The 21309-nt window shown below is 47.3% G+C and carries 15 protein-coding genes; 4 read left to right on the plus strand and 11 right to left on the minus strand.

What is annotated here, in order from left to right; translation table 11 throughout:
* Positions 1-523: 523 nt before the first annotated feature.
* Both ACEW9O_RS15000 and ACEW9O_RS15005 read left to right on the plus strand, forming a co-directional pair.
* Entirely contained in the window at positions 524-1915 is a 1392-nt protein-coding gene (locus ACEW9O_RS15000; RefSeq protein ID WP_373550986.1) for a vanadium-dependent haloperoxidase, read from the plus strand.
* Between the two features lie 119 nt (positions 1916-2034).
* A complete protein-coding gene (locus ACEW9O_RS15005; protein ID WP_373550987.1) occupies positions 2035-2523 on the plus strand; it encodes a toxin-antitoxin system YwqK family antitoxin in 489 nt (162 codons plus the stop codon).
* 82 nt (positions 2524-2605) lie between these two features.
* Here the strand turns inward: ACEW9O_RS15005 and ACEW9O_RS15010 are convergent, their stop codons facing one another.
* The 10 genes from ACEW9O_RS15010 to ACEW9O_RS15055 all read right to left on the minus strand — a co-directional run bounded on the left by ACEW9O_RS15010 (position 2606) and on the right by ACEW9O_RS15055 (position 16090).
* Positions 2606-4525 (minus strand): histidine kinase, encoded by a 1920-nt coding sequence (locus ACEW9O_RS15010; protein WP_373550988.1) that lies wholly within the window; start codon positions 4523-4525, stop codon positions 2606-2608.
* 102 nt (positions 4526-4627) lie between these two features.
* Positions 4628-5983: an MFS transporter gene (locus ACEW9O_RS15015; RefSeq protein WP_373550989.1), complete on the minus strand. Its 1356-nt coding sequence runs from the start codon at positions 5981-5983 to the stop codon at positions 4628-4630.
* A 51-nt stretch (positions 5984-6034) separates the two neighbouring features.
* On the minus strand, positions 6035-6697 hold the full coding sequence (locus tag ACEW9O_RS15020) for a bifunctional 4-hydroxy-2-oxoglutarate aldolase/2-dehydro-3-deoxy-phosphogluconate aldolase (RefSeq protein WP_373550990.1): 663 nt from the start codon (positions 6695-6697) through the stop codon (positions 6035-6037).
* Positions 6698-6833: 136 nt separating this feature from the next.
* The gene (locus tag ACEW9O_RS15025) at positions 6834-7835 is read right to left on the minus strand and encodes a PfkB family carbohydrate kinase (protein ID WP_373550991.1); all 1002 of its coding nucleotides are present in this window, start codon (positions 7833-7835) and stop codon (positions 6834-6836) included.
* Positions 7835-9253, minus strand: a complete 1419-nt coding sequence (gene uxaC, locus ACEW9O_RS15030) for a glucuronate isomerase (RefSeq protein ID WP_373550992.1) — start codon at positions 9251-9253, stop codon at positions 7835-7837. Before uxaC ends, ACEW9O_RS15025 begins: the two co-directional genes overlap by 1 nt.
* Before the next feature lie 149 nt (positions 9254-9402).
* Positions 9403-11058 (minus strand): UxaA family hydrolase, encoded by a 1656-nt coding sequence (locus tag ACEW9O_RS15035; protein WP_373550993.1) that lies wholly within the window; start codon positions 11056-11058, stop codon positions 9403-9405.
* Positions 11059-11160: 102 nt separating this feature from the next.
* Positions 11161-12690: a tagaturonate reductase gene (locus ACEW9O_RS15040; RefSeq protein ID WP_373550994.1), complete on the minus strand. Its 1530-nt coding sequence runs from the start codon at positions 12688-12690 to the stop codon at positions 11161-11163.
* A gap of 11 nt (positions 12691-12701) precedes the next feature.
* Positions 12702-13058, minus strand: a complete 357-nt coding sequence (locus ACEW9O_RS15045; protein ID WP_373550995.1) for a cupin domain-containing protein — start codon at positions 13056-13058, stop codon at positions 12702-12704.
* Positions 13059-13070: 12 nt separating this feature from the next.
* A complete protein-coding gene (locus ACEW9O_RS15050; RefSeq protein ID WP_373550996.1) occupies positions 13071-14144 on the minus strand; it encodes a pectinesterase family protein in 1074 nt (357 codons plus the stop codon).
* Between the two features lie 38 nt (positions 14145-14182).
* Complete coding sequence (locus ACEW9O_RS15055; protein WP_373550997.1) at positions 14183-16090, minus strand: glycoside hydrolase family 88 protein; 1908 nt, start codon at positions 16088-16090, stop codon at positions 14183-14185.
* A 364-nt stretch (positions 16091-16454) separates the two neighbouring features.
* Between ACEW9O_RS15055 and ACEW9O_RS15060 the strand changes: the two genes are divergently transcribed.
* Both ACEW9O_RS15060 and ACEW9O_RS15065 read left to right on the plus strand, forming a co-directional pair.
* Positions 16455-17381 carry a hypothetical protein gene (locus ACEW9O_RS15060; RefSeq protein WP_373550998.1) on the plus strand — a complete coding sequence of 309 codons (927 nt, stop codon included), beginning with the start codon at positions 16455-16457 and terminating at the stop codon, positions 17379-17381.
* Between the two features lie 24 nt (positions 17382-17405).
* Positions 17406-18650, plus strand: a complete 1245-nt coding sequence (locus ACEW9O_RS15065) for a hypothetical protein (RefSeq protein WP_373550999.1) — start codon at positions 17406-17408, stop codon at positions 18648-18650.
* A gap of 529 nt (positions 18651-19179) precedes the next feature.
* Here the strand turns inward: ACEW9O_RS15065 and ACEW9O_RS15070 are convergent.
* Entirely contained in the window at positions 19180-20667 is a 1488-nt protein-coding gene (locus ACEW9O_RS15070; RefSeq protein WP_373551000.1) for a hypothetical protein, read from the minus strand.
* Between the last annotated feature and the right edge of the window lie 642 nt (positions 20668-21309).

The following is a 21309-nucleotide window of genomic DNA, read 5'->3' on the forward strand; positions in this document are numbered from 1 at the left end:
TTTTTTTCCAAAAGACTTGATATTATTTTTTTTTAATGTATTTTTGTGATGCACTAAATGTCCTAATGGCGACAAGTGCTTTTTGTTCCGACTTGAGCTTTGTATTACCATCATTTGGAGTGTTTTTTACATAGGCTTATCTACATACTTCACATCGAGTTCTGCACTATCCAGAGCTTTTCCACATTCTATTCTGTCGTTTCGTCCTAAATACCAGTTCAGTTTACTGTTCTGGCTGACTCATTTACAAATTGCATCCCTTGTGATGTATTTAAAGCAAATCACCCAGTACAATGACTTAAATGACTGTTGTTTTTATCCATTCGGTTACGCCGAGAAATCTACACCAAAATTTATTGCGCTAAACTAATCGGCACCTTACGTTTATTTACTTACCAGTAAACTAGCATAAACATGGTATGCCGGGACTTACCCAATCTGGAATATGTTCCAAATTGGACTGGAAGAACTCTATCTGTTTTTAATCTCATAACAGCATTAACACCATTAAATTTTTTACACCATGGGTATTCTTTCTTCTCTAAAAAAACTCTTACCCGCCCTACTTTTGATGGGCGTATTATTCACTGCCTGCGATAATGACGACGACGACAAAGTCCTGGTATTGGATGAAAGATCGGTAGCGGACTACGACTACGAAGTAGCCTTCAAGTGGAATGAAGTGTTCCTCGAAATTGAGCGTTACGCCGCTGGTTACCGTCCAGGCCCGGCACCTCGTGCTTTGGCTTACATTGGCCTGGCTTCTTATGAAGCTTGTGCTCCAGGTATGAAAGACCACAAATCCATTGCAGCTCAGTATCCTGGTTTGTCATTGCCCGTAGCAGATGCCGATGAAGAGTACTACTGGCCTGCAGTAGTGAACACGCTGCGCGCCAACCTGATGCGCCGTTTCTTCCGCACTGCCAGTCAGCCTTTGTTTGAAAAAATCGCGACGCTGGAAAATGCCCTGGGCAGCAAGTACCGCACCCAGACTTCTGAAGCCGTGTACAAGCGTTCAGTAGCACACGGTCAGGCAGTAGCTGATGCCATGTGGGAATGGTCGGCCACGGATTTAACGGGCCACGAAGCGTATTTGGATCCATTCAAAGGGTACAACTGGGCAGATTACCAAAACAAACCTGGTCACTGGCGCCCAACGGTTCCTGGACCAACTCAGCCGATGTTCCCTTTCTGGGGCCGTGCTCGTGCTTTTGCCATCTCTGAAGCAGACAAATTGTGCCCTCCACCATTGGCTTACAATGAGGCTCCCAATTCTGCATTTTTCAACCAGGCCATGGAAGTTTATGCGCAGACGGTGAATGCCCCTTACGAGAACATTTGGATTGGTGAGTTCTGGAGCGATGACTTGGTGAATTTGACTTTCAGTCCTGGCCCACGCTGGATGGCGATCGCGAACCAGGTTTTTGAAGCGGAGGATGTCGATTTGGAAACGGCGCTTTTGACTGACGCCAAAGTAGGTTTGGCCCTGAATGATGCCGCTGTTGCTTGCTGGCATTCCAAGTACTACTACAACCTGGAACGTCCAGAATCTTACATCAAGCGGGTGATCGACAACAAATGGGAGCCACCATTGGACAACCCACTCAACGGTGACAAAGGTTTTAGCCCCCCATTCCCAGCTTATCCTTCTGGTCACTCTACCATGGGTGCTGCTGGTGCTGAGGCACTGTCCAGTATTTTTGGCTACAATTATGCCCTGACCGACCGTTGCCACGAAAACCGCAGCGACTTCGAAGGTCGTCCACGTAGCTTTGGCTCTTTCTACGAAATGGCTGAAGAAAATGCCTGGTCTCGGGTGCCACTTGGTGTACACTTCCGCATGGATAGCGAACAAGGGGTTAACCTGGGCTACCGGGTAGCACGTAAGGTGAACAGATTGCCTTGGAATAAATAGACTTTCTGTTCATAAAGTCAATAATCGTCAGCAAATAGAAATTGTAACACCAGGCTCTTGGCGTTGACCGTTGGTTGGAATCAACCGGAGTCTTCACCAAGAGCTTTTTTTTAAATCACATGAAGGTTCAAAGAGACACTATACTCGGTTTGCTGGGCTTTGTTTTGCTGCTGGCCACAGTTGCCTGCAAAAATACCAAAGCCCCGGAAGAGCGCAACCTTAAGCACCCAGACGGCAGCATCAAGCGCCGCTACACAATGGTTGAAGGTACAATAGAAGGAGAAATGCTGGACTATTATCCTGCAACCGGTGCCATTCAGACCAAGCGTCGATTTGAAAAAGGTATCCAGGTTGGGCGCACTGAGCTGTTTTATCCCGATGGCAAACTCAAAGAAGTACAATACTACGAGGCTGGAAAAAAGCAGCGCGGAGATACCATTTTTTACCCCAATGGGAAACCCCAATTTTTGATCACCTTCAAAGATGGTAAAATGGATGGCCCGATGCGCCGCTGGGATGAAGATGGATCACTATTTTTTGAAGCCCGCTACGAACAGGACTCCTTGAAAGAGGTGACGAAGAAGATGGAAACGATTAAGGAGCAATGAGCAGTCAGCTATGAGCAATCAGCAGTCAGCAGTCAGCTATCAGCTAGGCAGCAGCTACTGGCTCATAGCTGATGGCTGACTGCTATCTCGTATGTACATCAATAATCGGAATCTTTATCTCCACCCTTGTGCCCAGGGCTTCGCCCGTTTTTTCATCCCGCAGGTCAATGGTGTGTACGTAGACCTTTTTTTCGCGAGAATTATACAAGAGTTGTAAGCGTTGCTCGGTGATGGCCGTACCTCTGGAGCGGTGGTTTTGGTAGCGCCCGTCGTTGAGTTGCATTTGACGGGCCTTGTCGCGGCCAATTCCATCGTCTTCGACTACACAAAGGATGGTGTCCTCGTTGTACAGCGAAAAATCTACCCGGATGTTGCCCGATTCTTTGTTGCGCAGGCCATGCTCGATGGCATTTTCTACGTAAGGTTGTACAATCATGGTGGGCACCCCGGTGATGTCTTCCTCTATTTCATCATCCACAATGATTTTATAACTGAGGCGATCTTCAAAACGCAGTTTTTCATTGATGTACAGGTAATCACTCAAAAAAGCGATCTCCTTTTCTAGGGATACCACTTCTAAATCGGAATATTCCAAACTTTGCCGCATCAATTTGGCAAAACGAGCCAGGTACTTGGCGGCGTTGGAGGCCTCGTTGGAGGTAATGTAGTTTTGGATTGAATTGAGGGCGTTGAACAAAAAATGGGGGTTCATCTGCGCGCGCAGCGCCTTGAGTTGCAGTTTGGCCGCTTGAAGGCGCAGCAACTCCGCTTCTTTGTGCTGTTTTTCGGCTTCGTATTTTACTTCAAGCTCCATTCTTTTACGCTCATTGACATCCTCCTGGTATAGTTCCGCATTTTTGCTGTGCTGCAAGAGGTGCTCGTAGGCTTTTTCATACTGACCCAGTAGAGCGAAAAAGCCAGCCATGTCTTTATAAATGCTGGATAGTCTTTTAAAATCATTGGCTTCATCCGCCAAAATAAGCGCTTTGGAGAAGTGTTTTTCCGCTTGTACGGCTTTGCCCAATGCACCATAAACCAATCCACGCCAGGATTCGATTAAGGCAAAATTTTCCAGTGATTCTGCCGACATACCCTTGAATTGGCTTTCTGCTTTTTTGAATAGCTTTAGCGCATTTTCGTAGTCTTTGTTCTGCAATTTGCAGTAGCCCACATTGGCGGTGGCACTGGCTTTGGCGTAGGGATTGACGTCTTCGTGGGTTTCAATGGCTTTCTGAAAATAATATTCAGCACTTTCGAGGTTGTTGAGCGCCATAAAACCATTGCCTACGTTGAGGTAGTTCCAGGAAAGGCGGCTGCGCATTTCGGTAGCCTCGGCAATTTCGACAGCTTTGAGGTAGGCTTCTACACTTTTTTCCTGATCGTCGTTGCGCTCATAAATAGTGCCTAAACCCGTATGGATCAAAATGAGAAAATGGTAGTCTTTGAGGTTGATGTAGCTGCCAAATTCGGTGATTTGTTTGTCGGACTCAATCAGCAACTCGATGGCACGGGAATAATTGGCAAAATGCAATTGTACAAACCCTTCCCGGGCAGTGTGCCGGGCGCGGAGGCGCTCGTCGGGAAAGGCCCTTAGGAGTTTGCCCGCTTTGTCCAAATAGAACAAGGCTTGATCCATGTTCTGCATGTTGATGCAAGTCCCCGCGAAATCGATGTAGACTTCCGCCTGTTGTTTGACATCGCCACACTCTTCTACCAAATCGAGCAATCGGGTGAAGTGCGCAAGAGAACTGGTGTAGTTGTATAATTGGTTCTCAACAATAGCTGAGTAAAGGTGGAAATTTAATTCAACATCCGCATTGGCATAAGATTTAATCAGTGCGCCTTGTTCTTCCAGAAATGTTTTGGCGCGTTGGGGGTTGGTATAAGTGTAATAGGCCAATAACCGATCCAGCAAAATCAAGCGCTGATGTGGCGCTTTTTGTTGCTGTAGTTTATTCTCCAAACTACGGATATCGTCAATTTGTGGGAGAAGGTCGGTCATAACATTTTGCGTTTTGGGGAGAAGGTCATGTAGAAATTTTTTTAATTCTTATTCACAACCTACAACCCAAAACGCAAAATGTCAAACTTTGTGCGGATTTAACTACAAATCCGTAATCAACTTATACTTCGGCACCAAACTCTTCATTACCGTCCAAGCTATCACATAAGCTATTGCGCAAAAGCCAAACATGATAGAGTAACCGGTTTGAATGTGGCCTAGTTCTTTGTAATGGTCAAACAAGGCACCAGCTACTTTAGAGACAAAAACGCCCCCCAAACCTCCAGCCATACCCCCAATGCCGACTACTGAAGCCACGGCCTTTTTAGGAAACATATCGGATACTGTAGTGAAAATATTGGCACTCCAGGCCTGGTGTGCAGAGGCACCAACGCCGATCAAAAGTACTGGGAGCCAAAAGCTGATACCGCCCAGCGGTTGTGCCAGTAATACCACCAATGGAATCAACGCGATTAAAAACATGGCCCGCATCCGCCCATCGTATGGCGCATAACCTTTGTTAATGAAATACATCGGAAACGCACCTCCTCCAATGCTACCGACCATCGTCATGCTGTACAACACCGTCAAAGGCAGGGCGATTTCCGTTTTTTCCATGTCGTATTGCGCTTTCAGATAGGCGGGCAACCAGAATAGAAAGAACCACCATACCCCATCGGTCATAAATTTGCCAAAAGCAAAAGCCCAGGTTTGACGATAGCCCAATAGTTTTGACCAAGCGACTTTTTCCTGTGCACCTACCGATTCTTCTTCTTTATCACTGTGGATGTAATCGAATTCTTCTTTGGAAAGGCGTTTTTGGTCTTCAGGTTTTTCGTAATACATCCACCAGAAAATCAACCACAAAAAGCCTACGGCACCAATTAGGACGAAAGCCGTTTGCCAGCCCCAGGCTTCAGCAATGTACGGTACGGACAAGGGCGCTAAAATGGCCCCAACATTGGTGCCAGAGTTGAAAATCCCGGTTGCAAAAGCGCGTTCCTTTTTAGGGAAATACTCCGCCGTAGCCTTGATTGCCGCCGGAAAGTTTCCTGCCTCACCAAAACCCAGCACTGCCCGAGAAACCATAAAACCTGCAATGGAAACCGATACCGCGCCGATTCCAAAAACACCCAAAATGGCAACAACACTTTCACCAAGCGGAATCGCTAAAGCATGCAAAATGGCACCAATAGACCAAATAATGATGGCCCAAACGTAACCTTTTTTTGTGCCCAGTCGATCGATGATGCGCCCAGCGAAGAGCATCGAGATGGCGTACACAAATTGAAAAACGGAGGTGATGTTGGCATAATCTACGTTGGTCCAGCCATAGGTTTCAGACAAACTTGGTGCCAACAAACTGAGTACCTGTCGATCAATGTAGTTGACCGTGGTGGCAAAAAAAAGCAGTGCACAGATCGTCCACCGGTATTTTCCAATTGTGTTTGTACTCATGATGTAGGTTTTAAAGTTAAAAGTAGAAGGGTTCAAGGATGAAAAGTAGACTTATTTGCGAATATCTTTGACAATTTGTACCAGTTCGGCAATGTGTTGGGTAAAGCCAGCAATGCCGAGTTCATCTGCTTTTTTGATCAGTTGCGATCCAATGCCCACAAAGTTGACTCCTGCACCAAACCATTCCCGCAAATTGGCCTCATTGGGCTGCACCCCACCCGTAACCATCAGTTTTACCTGAGGCATCGGGCCGCGCAGCGCCTTGATGTAACCAGGCCCTACGGCATCACCAGGGAATATTTTCACCACCGTTGCCCCTAGGCTTTGCGCCAGGTATACTTCGTTGGGGGTAAGGGCTCCCGGCATCCAGGCCACCTTGTGTTCCTGGCATACTTCACCTACTTCTGGAGTGATGATGGGCTGAATGATAAAATCGGCACCCAGGTCCAAAAACTGTTCGGCTTCCTCCGGGCGGTAAATGGTACCAATCCCCAGCGCCAAATCGGGTAAGTTGGCCTCCACGTGCTTGCTCAATTGGGCAAAGGTAGCTGGTGCACTGGCGCCCCGATTTGTAAACTCAAAAGCACGCAATCCGCCTGCGTAACAGGCATCCAGCAGCTTTTGGGCATGACTGGCATCGGCATGGAAAAAGAGGGGCACCACCGGGGAGTCCTCTAGTTTGGAAAGTATTTGTTGAGGTGTAAATCTTGGCATTTTATTTTGTTGAAAGGTTGAGGGAGGTTGAGGGAGGTTGAGAAGGTTGAGGCTGCCGCAGCGATTTTGACATTGTCCTTGTCCAAGTCGCTTGCGGAGCCTAAACCTTCTCAACCTCTCTCAACTTTCTAAACCATTATCTTAACAATCTCCCCGACACGTCGCCCGCCAGGATCTGCTCTACCTCCGCCACTGAATGTTGGGCAAAATCGCCTTCCACCAGGTGTTTCAGTGCGGAAGCTGCGGTGCCAAAGCTCAGGGCATCGAGTTCGTTGGACAAATTTAAACGTCCATAAACGTAACCCGCTATAAAGGAATCTCCTCCACCGATGCGGTCTACAATTGGATTGATATCGTAAGTATCCGTTTCCTGATAACCTGCTTTATGGGAAAAACCAATGCCCGTCAAGCGGTTGTGACTGGCGCTCAGCGTATCACGGCGGGTGGCAATGATGCTTTGAGCGTTGGAGAACTTGGCCAGCATTTGTTCGGCCATGTCTTGAAAACCATTGGTCTCCATTCCAAAGATGTCCTTGGCATCCCCCTCGGTACACACCATCACGTCACAGTGTTCCACCAGGGCAGGCATCACTTCCTGGACGGTTTTGCCGTATTGCCAAAGGTTGCGGCGGTAGTTCACATCGGCGCTGACCGGGATGCCCAAGCGGGTTGCGGTTTCCAGGGCTTGTAGGCAAGCTTTGGCCGCGTTGTCCGAAATGGCGGGTGTAATCCCCGTCCAGTGGAACCAACAGGCATCGTCCAACAACTTATCCCAATCAAAAGCTGCCGGATCCATATTGGCAAAAGCACTGTCGTAACGGTCGTAAATGATGCGCGAAGGGCGCATTCCAGCACCCACCTCCAAAAAGTATAAGCCCAAACGTTGGTCTTTTTGGTACACCGTATGGTCAAAATCAACGCCGTGCTGGCGAAAAAAAGCGGTGGCCGCCCGCCCTAAATCATTGTCAGGAAAACAGGTGACATGGCGGCTTGGCACCCCCAATTGGGAAAGGGCTATTGCTACGTTGGCTTCTCCTCCACCATAAGTAACTTCCAGGTTACGGGCCTGCAAAAAACGTTGATGGCCTGGCGTATGCAGGCGCATCATGATCTCTCCAAAGGTTACGACTCGTTTCATTAGAATCCAAAGTAGTTTTTCGCGTTGTTGTAACTGATGTCTTGAATTACTTTGCCGATCCATTCGTAATCGCGGGGCAGCTCGCCATTTTCGATGTCCTGACCAAAGATATTGCAGAGGATGCGGCGGAAATATTCGTGGCGAGGGTAGGAGAGGAAGCTGCGTGAATCGGTCAACATCCCTACAAACTTGCTGACCAAACCCATATTGGAAAGGGCATTCAGCTGCCGCTCCATCCCGTCTTTTTGATCCAAAAACCACCAACCCGAGCCAAACTGCACCTTGCCCGCGATGGAACCATCGTTGAAGTTGCCAGTCATGGTGGCAATCAGTTCATTGTCGTTGGGATTGAGGTTGTATAAAATGGTTTTGGCCAATTGGTTGTTGCCGTCCAGTCGGTCTAAAAATTTGGACAGGGCGCGAGCCTGTGGGAAATCCCCGATGGAATCCCAACCGGTATCCGGGCCTATTTGACGCAGCATCCGCGAGTTGTTGTTGCGCAGTGCACCCAGGTGGTACTGTTGTGTCCAGTTTTTCTCCCAATCCCAAATGCCGAAATACACCAGCATCGCCGATTTGAACTTCAGTACTTCGCTCTGTTCCAAAGTGTGGCCATCGCGAATTTTAGTGAAAATCGTTTTGATCTCCGCTTCAGTATAGTCTTCGGCATAAATCTGCTCCAAGCCATGATCGGATACCTGCGCGCCCATGCTGGCAAAAAAGTCGTGCCGCTTTTTCAGGGCATCCAGGAAATGGTTGAAATTATCGATGGAGGTATCCGCAGCTTTTTCCAGACGCGTAACGTATTGGTTGAAGGTCTCTGGATTGTCAACTGCCATTGCCTTATCGGGGCGGAAGGCGGGCAGTACCCGTACATCGAAGCCACTTTGAGCAATCTGGCCGTGAAACTCCAGGTTGTCGACCGGATCATCGGTCGTACAGAGCACCTTGACGTTCATCTTGCTCAATAAACTACGCACCGAGTATTCTGGTGCGCGCAACTTGGCACTACATTCTTCATAAATGGCCCGGGCAGTGCTGGGTGAAAGCAATTCGTCCACGTCGAAGTAACGCTTCAGTTCGAGATGCGTCCAGTGGTACAAGGGGTTGCGTAGGGTATAGGGAACTGTGGCAGCCCATTGCTCAAATTTTTCGTAATCGGATTTGTCGCCGGTGCAAAATCCCTCAGCCACTCCGTTGGTACGCATGGCCCGCCACTTATAGTGATCGCCGTACAACCAGGCTTGGCTGACGTTGTCAAAAATTTTGTCTTCGGCTATTTCCTGTGGCGGCAAATGGTTGTGGTAATCAATAATGGGCATGTCTTTGGCATACTCATGGTAGAGCAGCCGCGCCGACTCACTTTGCAGCAGAAAATCCTCAGTGAGGAAGGTTTGGGTAGTAGTTAAGGTGCTCATGTGTTTAGGTTATGGTTGAAAAAGTTGAGGGAGGTTGAGAAGGTTTAGGGAGGTTGAGGCTGCCGCAGCGACTTGAACAAGGACCTTGTCTAAATCGCTGCGGCAGCCTCAACCTTCTCAACCTCCCTCAACCATCTAAACCTCCTCAACTATAAAGATACCCCCCGTTTCCAGGGAATAAAATCATCCTGTCCGTGCCGAACAGCAGCTACTTCCGCTTCGCCGCTGGCCACAGCTATGACGTATTCTAGGAGTCGTTCCCCTGACTCTTCGATCGTTTCTTCTCCTTCAATGATGGTTCCCGTGTTGAAATCGATGATGTCGGGCATCCTTTTTGCCAAGACGGTATTGGTCGCAATCTTGATGACCGGAGCGATCGGATTGCCAGTCGGCGTGCCCAGGCCTGTCGTGAATACTACCACATTGGCCCCAGAACCTACTTCTGCGGTGGTTGATTCGACATCGTTACCGGGTGTACACAGCAAGTTGAGCCCAGGTTTGGTTACCATTTCAGGGTAGTCCAATACTGCAGTCACCGGGGAAGTGCCCCCTTTTTTAGCGGCTCCTGCCGATTTGATGGCGTCGGTGATCAGGCCATCCTTGATGTTGCCCGGTGAAGGATTCATGTCAAAACCAGAGCCTACCGCCTTGGCACGCTCATTATAGGTTGACATGAGGGTAGAAAATCGTTCGGCGGTCGGCGCATCTACGCAGCGGTCGCACAATTCTTGCTCTACCCCACACAATTCCGGAAATTCGGAAAGGATCACGGAGCCACCCAAAGTGACCAACAAATCCGAAGTATACCCCACCGTAGGATTGGCCGAAATGCCTGAAAAACCATCCGACCCTCCACATTCCAGCCCCAGGCAAATTTTGCTCAAGGGGGCGGGTTGTCTCGTCAGTGTATTGGCTTGCATCAGCCCTGCAAAGGTTTTTTTGAGTGCAGCACTGATTAGCGCTGATTCGGTTCCCATGGTTTGTTGTTCAAAAACGTAGACCGGTTTCTGCAGGTTTGGATCCCGCTTGGCCAGCTCTTCTTTGAGCATAGAAACCTGCGCGTTTTGACAGCCGAGGCTCAGTACCGTAGCTCCCGACACGTTGGGATGCACGATGTAACCCGCCAGTAGGCCACAGAGCGCCTGCGCGTCTTGCCGTGTACCGCCACAACCGCCATCATGGATGAGGAATTTCACCCCGTCGACATTGGGGAAAAGGCGCTGGTTTTTTTCCAGCGTAGCCGTTTCTACATCGATATCGGCTTGCAAAATTTCTTCCACCGTTTTACCAGCCCGCATCAAACTCACCAGTTCGCGGGTTTGGAGTTGGTAGGTATGGGCGCGGCCATATCCCAGGTCGTCCACCAGGGCTTCGCGCAGAACTTCGAGGTTGCGGTTTTCGCAAAAAACCAGCGGAATCACCACCCAGTAGTTGGCGGTGCCTACTTTGCCATCGGCACGGTGGTACCCCTGGAAGGTACGCCCGCTAAAGCCGTTCACATTGGGCACGGGCCAATCTTTTCTTTGTTCGCCCAACTGGTAAGCACCTGCGGCGTGTTTCAGGTTAGCGGTGCTGATGAGCCCCCCGCGGAAAATGGGTTTTTGGGCTTTGCCCACCAATACGCCATACATGGTGACTTCGTCGCCTATTTCCAGATCGACGGTGGCAAATTTGTGCTTGGCGGCGACATCTTCTAAAATGGTGAAAGTTTCGCTGCCCAATTGTACGGTTTCACCCGCCTTCAGATCGCTGAGGGCAACAACAACATTGTCTTGTGGATGAACCTTGAGTATCCGGTTTTTCATGATTGTACTACTTGTAAAAAGCGCTCCAAAGGGCGATAAAAAAACTGATGTTCATTTTGCCATAGGATTAAATGAGTAAACGATTCATTTCAAGTGTCTTATTTAATCCTGTGGCTCAATAAAAATGAACATCTGCTTTTGCCCCAATACTAAGGTACTGCAAACTCCCTGATCTTGCATGGATTCCAGGTGAAAAGCTACTTTTTCTTCAAAACCGGGTAGCTGACTTAAGTCGCAGCCCCAAAGGTCTTCGTTCTTCAAAACCGCACTCACCAGCGCGCGTGAGGCAAAGTTTTGCCACATGGTATAAAAATAAGCGGCTTGATCATCCTGAATCAGGTAATCTTCAGCGTCGCGGCGGCCATAAAAACGACCTTCTTCGGTTTTGGTGGCCCGCATGAACAGGAGGTAAGCCGCAAATCCCAGGGCCATGTGTTCCGGCACCGTACCCACTGTATCGTAATGACGCAGCAGGGTAGGCACATTGCGCATTTGCATCTTGGAACTGTACTGCATGGTGATGCTCAGCCATTTGTGCTCGATGAAGGGATTGCGGAAGCGATCCAGTACTTTTTTGGCAAAATCATGCGCTTCGGCAAGGGTAAGTGGGGCTGGGATGGTGTGGGCAATTTCATCGAATAATAAATGTTCGAGGAAGTTGGCGAACAGTTCCTGGTTCATTCCTTCGACCACTGAATTGAGCCCACAAAGGTAGGCGAGGCCGCAGGAAAAGGTATGCCCTCCGTTGAGGATCCGTAATTTGAGTTCTCGATAGGGATTGATGTCGGGTGCGATGATGACCCCTTCGTGCGCCAAGTGCAGTGGGAATTTGGCCTTGACAGCTTCATCGCCTTCAATGGCCCAGAGGGCGTATACTTCCGACATGATCAGGAGATCGTCCTGATAACCCAATTGGGCTTCGATGCCTGCCTTTACCGCAGGCGCGGGTGCACCGGGTACGATGCGATCCACCAGCGTATTGCAACAATGGTTGTGTTGTTCCATCCAGTCGATGAACTCGGCTTCCAGGTTGTTGAGGTGAGCCAGTTCCAGCAAGATGCGCTCCAGTTTGTCCCCATTGTCGGGAATCAATTCGGTGGGGGTGATGATCAATCCTTTTTCGGGATCACCTTCAAAAGCCTGATATCTGGCATATAAAAAAGCCAACAACTTTGCGGGAAAGGAGCTGGGTGGACTTTGGTGGATGTCTTCTTTGACCAACTTGATGCCTACTTCGGTGGTATTGGAAATCACCACGCTGAGTTCGGGATTTTTGGCGCAAGCCAATACTTCATCCCACTGGGTACTGGCAGTCAGCACCCGACTGATGGCGCTACAGACCAGGTTTTGCTCTACCTGCTCTGCATCCTGAATACCCCGGATACAAACAGTATACAAATTATCCTGTTGATCAAAGGCGGCGGTATCGCCCGAACTGGTCGATTTTACCACTACAATCCGCCCCTGGAAGATACCCTGGCGATTGGCTGCTTCGATCAAAAAGTCCGGCAAGCCGCGCAACAATACACCGGTGCCAAATTGTAATACCTTCTCAGGCAAAGCTGACCTCTCCTGATGGGCTATACTTTGGCCATTTTGAGCAGACATCATTTGGTGGGATAAGTATTCCATGCTTGTGGTTTTCATTTGTCTTGAATAAAATCTTCCCGAATCGGTGAAAAAACATCCACTAAAATGCCTGCTTCCAAACAAAGGGCACCGTGAACCTCATTGGGTGGAATGTAGTAGCCGTCACCCTGACGCAGGATTTTTTTCTCCGCCCCAATGCTGATTTCGAATACCCCTTCCGCAACATAGCTGATTTGGGTATGGTGGTGATGGTGCAATGCGCCAATACCCCCGTTATCAAATGCTACTTTGACCATCATGATTCGTTCATCAAAGGAGAGGACTTTGCGTTTCACTCCCGGTTCCACTTGTTCCCAGGGGATGTCTTCGTCCAGCATGTATTGTAGCCCAAATGTGGGATGATGGTTCATGTTTGTTGTGTTTTACCGGTTTGCGCCAGGTGGTATCCATTTTCCTTCAAAAGTCCAATCTATTGTGATGGCCTTCGCCTTCAAACCTGTTTGCAAATTGTCTTTGTGCCAGGCATAATCTCCACCACTACGTTTGCAGCGGTAGTAGTACACCCGGCGGCCCCAGAGGGGCGTACCCGGGCCGGATTGCGCCCAGTAAATATCGGCATCGGCCATCTCTTTGGCAAAGCGGCAATTGAGCAAATAAAACTGCGACTCGCGGTGAAAACGCCCCAGTTTGAAACCGGGATCACCTTGGAAATTGCAGTTCTTGAGCACCGTTTTTGAACTTTCGTGTAGTGATCCATCGTGCCAAATGGCGGCACTGAGATTATGGCAAATAAACTGACAATTTTCCGCATATGCCCAACCTCGAGGGCAATAAAAATCTACACCTCCTTCCATCACACAATCCCGGAAATAATACATGCCCTGATCGACGTCCCAGGGGCTTACCGTATCTCCACCAAATGCACGGAATACACAGCCAAGCACCGAGAGCCGGGTACAACCAGGCATGGTGCGCAGGGCAAACTGATGGCCATCTTTCCGCACTATTTTGGGTTTGTTGCCCTCATTGGGGCAGTTGATGGTGCTGTCGCCTTTGGCTTTAAAGCCGTACTCGTTGATCACGCTCAGGTTTTGCAGGGTAATGTCCTGTGCCCGGATGTTGAGGGTAGCTGCGCCCCAGTCGTCGGGATGTTCGCAGCGCCAGCAATCGCGAGGTAGGGAAATGCTGATGACTACACCAGCCGTAGATTCTCCCTTGAGTTGGATTTTATTTTTGTCGATGAAGATTTTTTCAGGGTACTGGCCATTTTTGACGAAAATTTCGCGCCAGCTGGTCGATTCGGTGGGTAAACTATTGATGGCAGCCTGAATGGAACGAAAATCACCCGATCCATCGGTAGCAACAACCAGCCGATTTTGGGCAGGCAGGGCAATACTGCTGACCCAATAAAGCAGAAAAACAAGGCAAAAGCTGGATGTTACACCTGCATCCAGCTTGGCCTTGTGGTGTGATCGCTTTAGTTGCTTGCTCTTCACCAGCGCTTGTTTTTGTTTGTTTACAGGAAAAATCCTGGTTATTTGGATTGCTCCAACAGCCACTTCGCCAATAAGCGGGCAGCTTGAAAATTCTCGTATTGAGCTGGAAGCCGTTTTCCATTGACGTATTCATTGTAAATCCATGGGTCACCTACTACAAAGACCGTACCTTTGCCGTATTTCGCCGTAGCCATGACCACATCTCCGCCCTCGCTGATGCTGGATTTGGCCGCACCACTGAGTTGCAGGGTCACCAATTCTTTGATGAAGAGGGTCGACAAACCTTTAAAAATTGGATGCCCGGCGGGTACTGTTACTTTTCCATGCTCGTATAGGTCATTCTTGACCATGTTGCGGTTTTTACCCGTAAGGCCGATCCCGAAAGCCTGGGTCAATTGGTTGAAGTGTTTTTGCTCACAATTGCTGGTGTCGTTGCCCATCAGCATCAGCACCCCCCCTTTTTTTACCCAGGCCTTGATGGCTTTGATGTGTTCGGGGCCAATGAAATTGGGCGCAGCGGTTTCTTTTTTTGTATCCGGATCAACGATGATGTACACCTTGGCGTCCTTGAGTGCATCGGCAGTCGGGGCTGTTGGTAAGGGTAGGGTAGTGGCGCCGTATTCGCGGAAGAGGTTGCCCCACAACGAAAAGCCGGAGTCCATGGGGTCTTCCCAGGTGTAGTGAAAACGTTCCGTCTGGCCATTGAGCCCTTTGCGGGATTCGTTGTTGAAGTAATAATCGAGCACCACGTTTTTGCCTTTGGCGAGGGTATTGGTGGCGGCAATTTCGATTTCCAGAGCGGCTTTGATGAAGGGGCCGATGCCCTTGAGGTCGTCTTTGCGCAGCGGTTCGCTCAGGTAGTATTCGTAGCTGCCGTCGCGGTAAGGAGTGCCACCGAGGCCACCTACACTCACCGTTTTTTCCAAATGGATTTTGCCACTGGGCTCGGTGCTGATGAAATTGCTGATGATGCCCTGGAAGCCTTTTTGGGCAGCGGATAAAAAGCTGGCGTTGAGGTAACCCATGCGCACACCCTTGGCGAGGGTGTACGTGAACATGCAGGAGGCCGAGGCTTCGAGGTAATTGCCTTTATCATTGGCTCGGTCCAGAATCTGCCACCAACACCCCGAGGCATCCTGGTATTTGACCAACACGGGTGCCAACCTTTGCAGGTAAGTGATGAATTTGCCACGCTCGGGGTGATCCTTGGGGAAAACGTCGAGCACATCCACCAAGGCCATCGCGTACCAGCCCAGGGCGCGACCCCAGAAGTTGGGTGAATTGCCGGTAGCCCGGTTGGCCCAGGGCTGCTCCCGACTTTCGTCGTAACCGTGGTACAACAGACCCGTTTTGGGGTCGATCATGTGTTTTTCAACCAGGGCAAATTGTAGGGCAATGTCATTAAAATTGGCGGGTTCATTGAATTGAACGCTGAATTCGGTGTAAAAAGGGTGCCCCATGTACAAACCATCCAGCCACATCTGATTGGGGTAACGTTTTTTGTGCCAAAAGCCATTTTCTTTGGTGCGGGGGTGGCTGCTGAGTTGGCTGCGCAGCAGGTAAGCGGCTTTTTTGTACTTCTCCTTTTTGGTCTCCTGGTACAACAACAGCAGAGAACGGCCAGTAGGCATGTTGTCGATGTTGTAATCTGCGAGTTTGTAGGTGCGGATGCTGCCGTCTTCCTGCACAAAATGGTCGATGTCTTTTTTGATGTAGTTGTAATACCGCACATCACCGCTATGTTGCCAAAGGCGTTTGAAACCTTCGAGCACTAAGCCTTGCTCGTAATCCCAACGGGAGAATTTCTTGTCGCCCACCAGGATGGAGTCTTTGTGAGTATCCATAAAGGATTCGGCCATCCGCACCGACCAGGGCTTGTCCTGAGCAGTACCGATTCCGAAAAAAAACAAGGTAAAAAGAAAGAGAAAAAATTGCTTGATTTTCATGGCATGCTAGTATGAAAAAAGACCTATATGTGGCGATAAAAACTGCTACGAGCGCTTACCAGCGCCTTGTCTGGCGCGCCCGCAGCGTTCCTACTACTACTATTCTTGTATTTAGTTTTAAAGCACCGGTAGTGAAGTTTAAAATAAAATTTTGCGTTCACTGCTGATTGCAACACGAATCTATGTCATTGCGGGGAGAGGTTTTTTTTTGTTTGGATTTTTTTTTACGCAATCGTTATCGGGAACGATTGCGGATCATTAAATTTCTTGTATTAAAGGAAAAAAACTATTTTTATTGGCAGATAAAAGATTTGATAGGAGTGGAGACAAGATAAGTTTTTTAGTAAGATAAACACGGATCGATATGAATGAAATACGCTGGAGCAAGTCACTTGCTGAAAAAATTATCCGCAAAGGCTGGCCCTTGATCGAAGAAATTAAGCAAGAAGAACTGCGCCAATTGCTTGGCCGGATGGGGTATCAATTATCCAAAGCTACAATCAGCAACATTTACCGCAAGTACATAAAAAATGATACGACTCCGGGCGAAGCAACCCGCTCCATTGGTCTCAATAGTTTGAAAACTTTTTCCAAGGGATTACTGGCCTGGTTCAAAAGCCAAAAAAAATTCCAATTTGATGTTGAGAAAGGAGATTTTGTACCACTGGATGCCTTCACAAATATTGCTGCTGCACCTCAATACACCAGCAATATTCTATCGTACCAACTACGAACCCATCAAGACGGTCGTCGAGGAATTGATGAAAAGATTGAATTCATCAAAGATGCCAAGCATGAGATCATCGAAATGGGCATTCGCCTCAATTCATTCAGCAAATATTTCAGTGGTCGCAAGGATGCGGAATTTAAAAATCCAATCATCAATCTTTTGCAAAGCGGCGTAGCCCTGAAATGTGTGATGATGGATCCCGAGGCGGAGCTGACCCGAATTTATTTTGAAGACCGGGCGAAGGTCATTCCAAAAGAGCTTGCTGATTACCGAGATATGCCTAAAATCCTGGATGACTTGATTCAACTGAAAAATGAGCTCAATGCACTCGATATGCCCGGAAAAATGAGCATTCACCTCTATCAACATTTCCCTTATTATCACTACCTGACTGTAGATGGCAACCAGGAATGGGGTAAAATGATGTACTCGAGTTACATCTATGGTGAAAAACGCGCCAATTGCCCGGTGACTGAAATTTACCAATACGGCTCCCCTGAACTGTACAAAAGGCACTGGAGATCCTTACAACTCATTTTACAAAAAGCCAAAGAAATTTGAATTACCCTTAAATATACCTTTATCATGGATAAGCAAGAATTATTGAATACCATTGCGGCATTCAGCGATTTTGAAGCAAAATACTTTCTGTCTCTTTGGAAAGCAGCTCGGGCTGCTGAGCCGACTACCAGCAATAGTCCAAAGATTGCCCCCAATAAATTGTTCACCAACAAAAATGTTGGCGATATGTCGCGCCTGGCCCTATTGACCATTGTTGTGGAGTCAGTGCAGGGTGAAGCATGGATGTTGAAAACAATGCAAGATCAGCCCTATCAAGGCGAGCCAAAAAATTTCTCACAACAAAACGCTCGTGATGTCAACGATGTGATGGCGGTGTTGGCCGCGGTATTGAGCGCTCCTGATACGGAAATCAAATTTGCAATGAGTGGTGGCAAGATTGATTTTTCGCTGAGTTTTAATGCGATGAGCAACCCCTTGATCCAAGAACATGTGCAAAAAATTGCTGCATCAACCAACTGGCTGAATCCCAAAACTGCCAACCCGACGGTAGTTATTTTAACTCCAATCGAAGTGGAGCGTCAGGCAGTATTGACTCAACTGCCTGAGTGGAGAACTTATTTAAGCCCGACTACCCAAACCCGCCTTTCCGAAGCTACTTTTAAAGGCAATTACCACGAGTTTAAAATTTACAACCAACTTTCTGGATCGGGACTGATTGAAACAGCCTTGGCCATCGAGAGTTTGGCCCAGGAACTGAAGCCAGATCTGGTATTGATGGTAGGGGTTGCTGGGGGAGTGAAGGATGTAAAAAAAGGAGATTTAGTAATCGGAGAAAGAGCTTATGGCTATGAGCGGGGCAAAGAAACGGACGAAGGATTTATGGCCCGGCCACAGGTATTCAATTATTCTCATCGCTTGATTCAATTGAGTAGGTGGATTGTGGATGAAAAATCCTGGCAGTCTAGAGTAATCCCTACCACTGATTTTCCCATTACTGCTGAGCCCAGGATTGTTTTTGGCCCCATAGCCTCAGGCAATAAAGTCATTGCAAGCAACGAGTCTGCCTTGGTCGGATTTTTAAAAACACATTTTAATGATACCCTGGCTGTAGAAATGGAAGCCATTGGTTTTCAGGCCTTGTTGCGCCATGAAAAGGTGAAATCGCTCAATATTCGTGGCATCTCCGATTTGTTGGGCGACAAAGTTCAGGCCGACCAGCAAAACCACCAACCCTTGGCCGCAGCACGTGCGGCAGCTTTTGCTTTTGAATTATTGCAACACCTGGATTTAAGCCAGCCGCAGCATTAATAGAGAGGAGAGTATGTTTACGTAAATTTTCATAAATTTACGTAAACATTTGTAAATCAATAAATTAACTTGATTCTATCATTTCAGTCGATTACTTTTGTACCTGTGATCAGCTACGAAGGGCGATAGCGATATTGCCTTTAACAAGCTGATCAATTCCCCGCAGTTGTGTAGAAAAATCAATTTGCACAAGGCAGGTTAGACCACAGTCTAGCCCTGGGAATGCTATGCCTTGGGGCTATGTTTTGCCGGTACAGATAGCTGCAGATATCACTCACCGGACGTGGCATACGGTACGTGATTATTTCATCTCAAAAATCGATTGCTATGGTAGCGCTTGATCTGCTCCTCCTTTGGATGCAAGGGTTAGGGACGGTAGACATTATTTTGTAATGCCGAAATCCAACAATGGTTTCACCTGTTTGATGCTCGTCGTCAGCAGGTGAAATCTAAAATAACATGGTGTTTTTTGGTTAAAAGTCTTGGTGCAAACAGATAGGATAAGAACTGCCTAACAATATACTTTTAGTTATGGTTTCAACTCTTTAATTTTATTCCGGAACCAGCTTTTGCATACCAACAACTCAAACTCCTCCAATTTATCCAGCAGGTCTTTGTTTGAGGTTTGTTTTAAAAGATCTGGGTCGATGCGTATTTTTTCTAAATGAGTAACCATTTTGATAAAATTGCCAAAACTCGCTTGATGTTGCTCGCTGAAACGATCTTGTTTACGATCCAGTGCCTTGGCAAAAGCGGCACAGTTGTTGGTAAGTTGCTCATAATCATCTAATTCATAACCACTTTGTATTTGGGTAGCCCGGGCCGTTAATTCCATTAAGTGATTGACATACCGTTTGTTTGGGGAATAGGCATCAATAGCGAAGCTAAATTTTTGTTGATAAAAGTGGATGCGCGCAGTAATCACCTGGATGACTTCTTTTTTAAATCCTTCAGGCAGGTGGTCCTTCCATTGATTCAACAACTCCTCAGCTTCAACAACCTTTCCCGCTTCTGCATGGAGGTTGACTACGTTCAGCAATATTTCAGGAGTCATTTTATTGTCTTGTAACAAGGTACGATTTTGCAACCCAAGATGATGCAAGTCTGCGGCTTCAGCGTAAAAACGATCTTTGCCTCGTTTGATGGCAAAAGATGCATAATTGATCAATGCGGTGAGGAAGTTGCCCTGTTCATCTTTGCTGAGCTTGGGATTGTTTTCCTTTAACCATTTTTTGAACTGATCGAAACCCTCATCACTTGGATTGATCGCCACTTCGTAAGCTTGGTAATAGAGTTGCAATAAGGGATTATCAGCAGGAATTATAGCCTTAATTTCCCGTAACTCCTCCACTGAAAACTGAACACTGGGTTCTCTACCACTGACTCGTTTTACCATTTCCATTTCGTGGGCCATCCGGAGTTTAGCCGCCAAATAAGCCAAGTCTAATTGTTGCATGCTCTTGGTCAAACTATCTTCATCCCGATCGGTTTTGAGGGTCTCTCTTGAGTAATAACGCAAGTGAAACAAGCGGTGGTAATGCCAGTGGGACCAGATATTGAGGCCATTGTTTTCTTCTGTGTCTGCCGCCGCATTTTTTTCAGGATTTTTTTTAAGCGCTTTTTCTGGGCTAGGAAAATATCTTTCAATTTGTTTGTCCAATAAACTTTGTAAACCCAGGCGACTGTATGCTGATGCCAACAGAAATTCCTTTTCCTGAGGGTTTTGGCTGAGAGCATGTTCAAGCAAGTATTCGTGTAAGAGGCTACTGAGTTTATTGCCCACATTGCTCAAGCTTTTTGACGAATTGGCCATTTTTTTGTTTTTGAACAAAAGTTTATACAAAACCTCGGTAGCCAAATTCTCGTCATTTAAGTCGGGATGACAAGTCATCAAGTACATGAACAGTTTGAATTCTTGGGTTTTTGAAGAAGCCTTCTTTCTTACATAGGTATAAATGGCTTGAAGTTCTGCTTTATCAACCCGTTTAAGGATTTGTACACACGCATTGCTAAACATAGGATTACAATTGTGAAGATGATTCTGAGCTGTACAAATGTAGCCAAATGGAAAGCAATGTATATGGTTTACTGAAAAAATTATAAAGTGATAATCCTTGCAGTAAAGCTGCTTTTTGAAAAAAATACCATAAAAATTGCCTGAAAAAATGCGAGGAATACTGAAGCTGGTTTGAAAAAACAAAAACACTATTAAGTAATTGTTTGTCAATGATTTATAAGAGTAGTGCAAAATTTTGTGAAATGATCTGGTTCGTTTTTTTTCATTTTTTATGAGGAAAACAAAGAATTATGTCTGGAAGAATCCCTACAAATGCCAATATCTTTATTTCAGCACTGAAGCCAAAGCGCGAAACTAAACCCCAGTGTAAGCTCATTGAAAGTTTTGTCATTTCAAAATTCACGCGGGGAGCTGCATCCCTATCTTATGAGAAACTACCAATTATTAACACTAGCCTGGATTAGGTTGGGCATGAAATTATTAAAATTCCCGAAACCCCTGACTAAGAGCCTGTAAAAAATTACGTTTTTCTCAATATGAGATGAATGTTAGCAATCAAAACAAAAGTCTCACTAGTTCTGGTGTCGGCTTCGTAATCAAGGGAGAGCCTTCTTGACCACATGAGCCAAGAAATCGTCCTCT

This window comes from Haliscomenobacter sp. (genome assembly GCF_041740695.1).
In the GTDB taxonomy this organism is placed as follows: Bacteria; Bacteroidota; Bacteroidia; order Chitinophagales; family Saprospiraceae; genus Haliscomenobacter.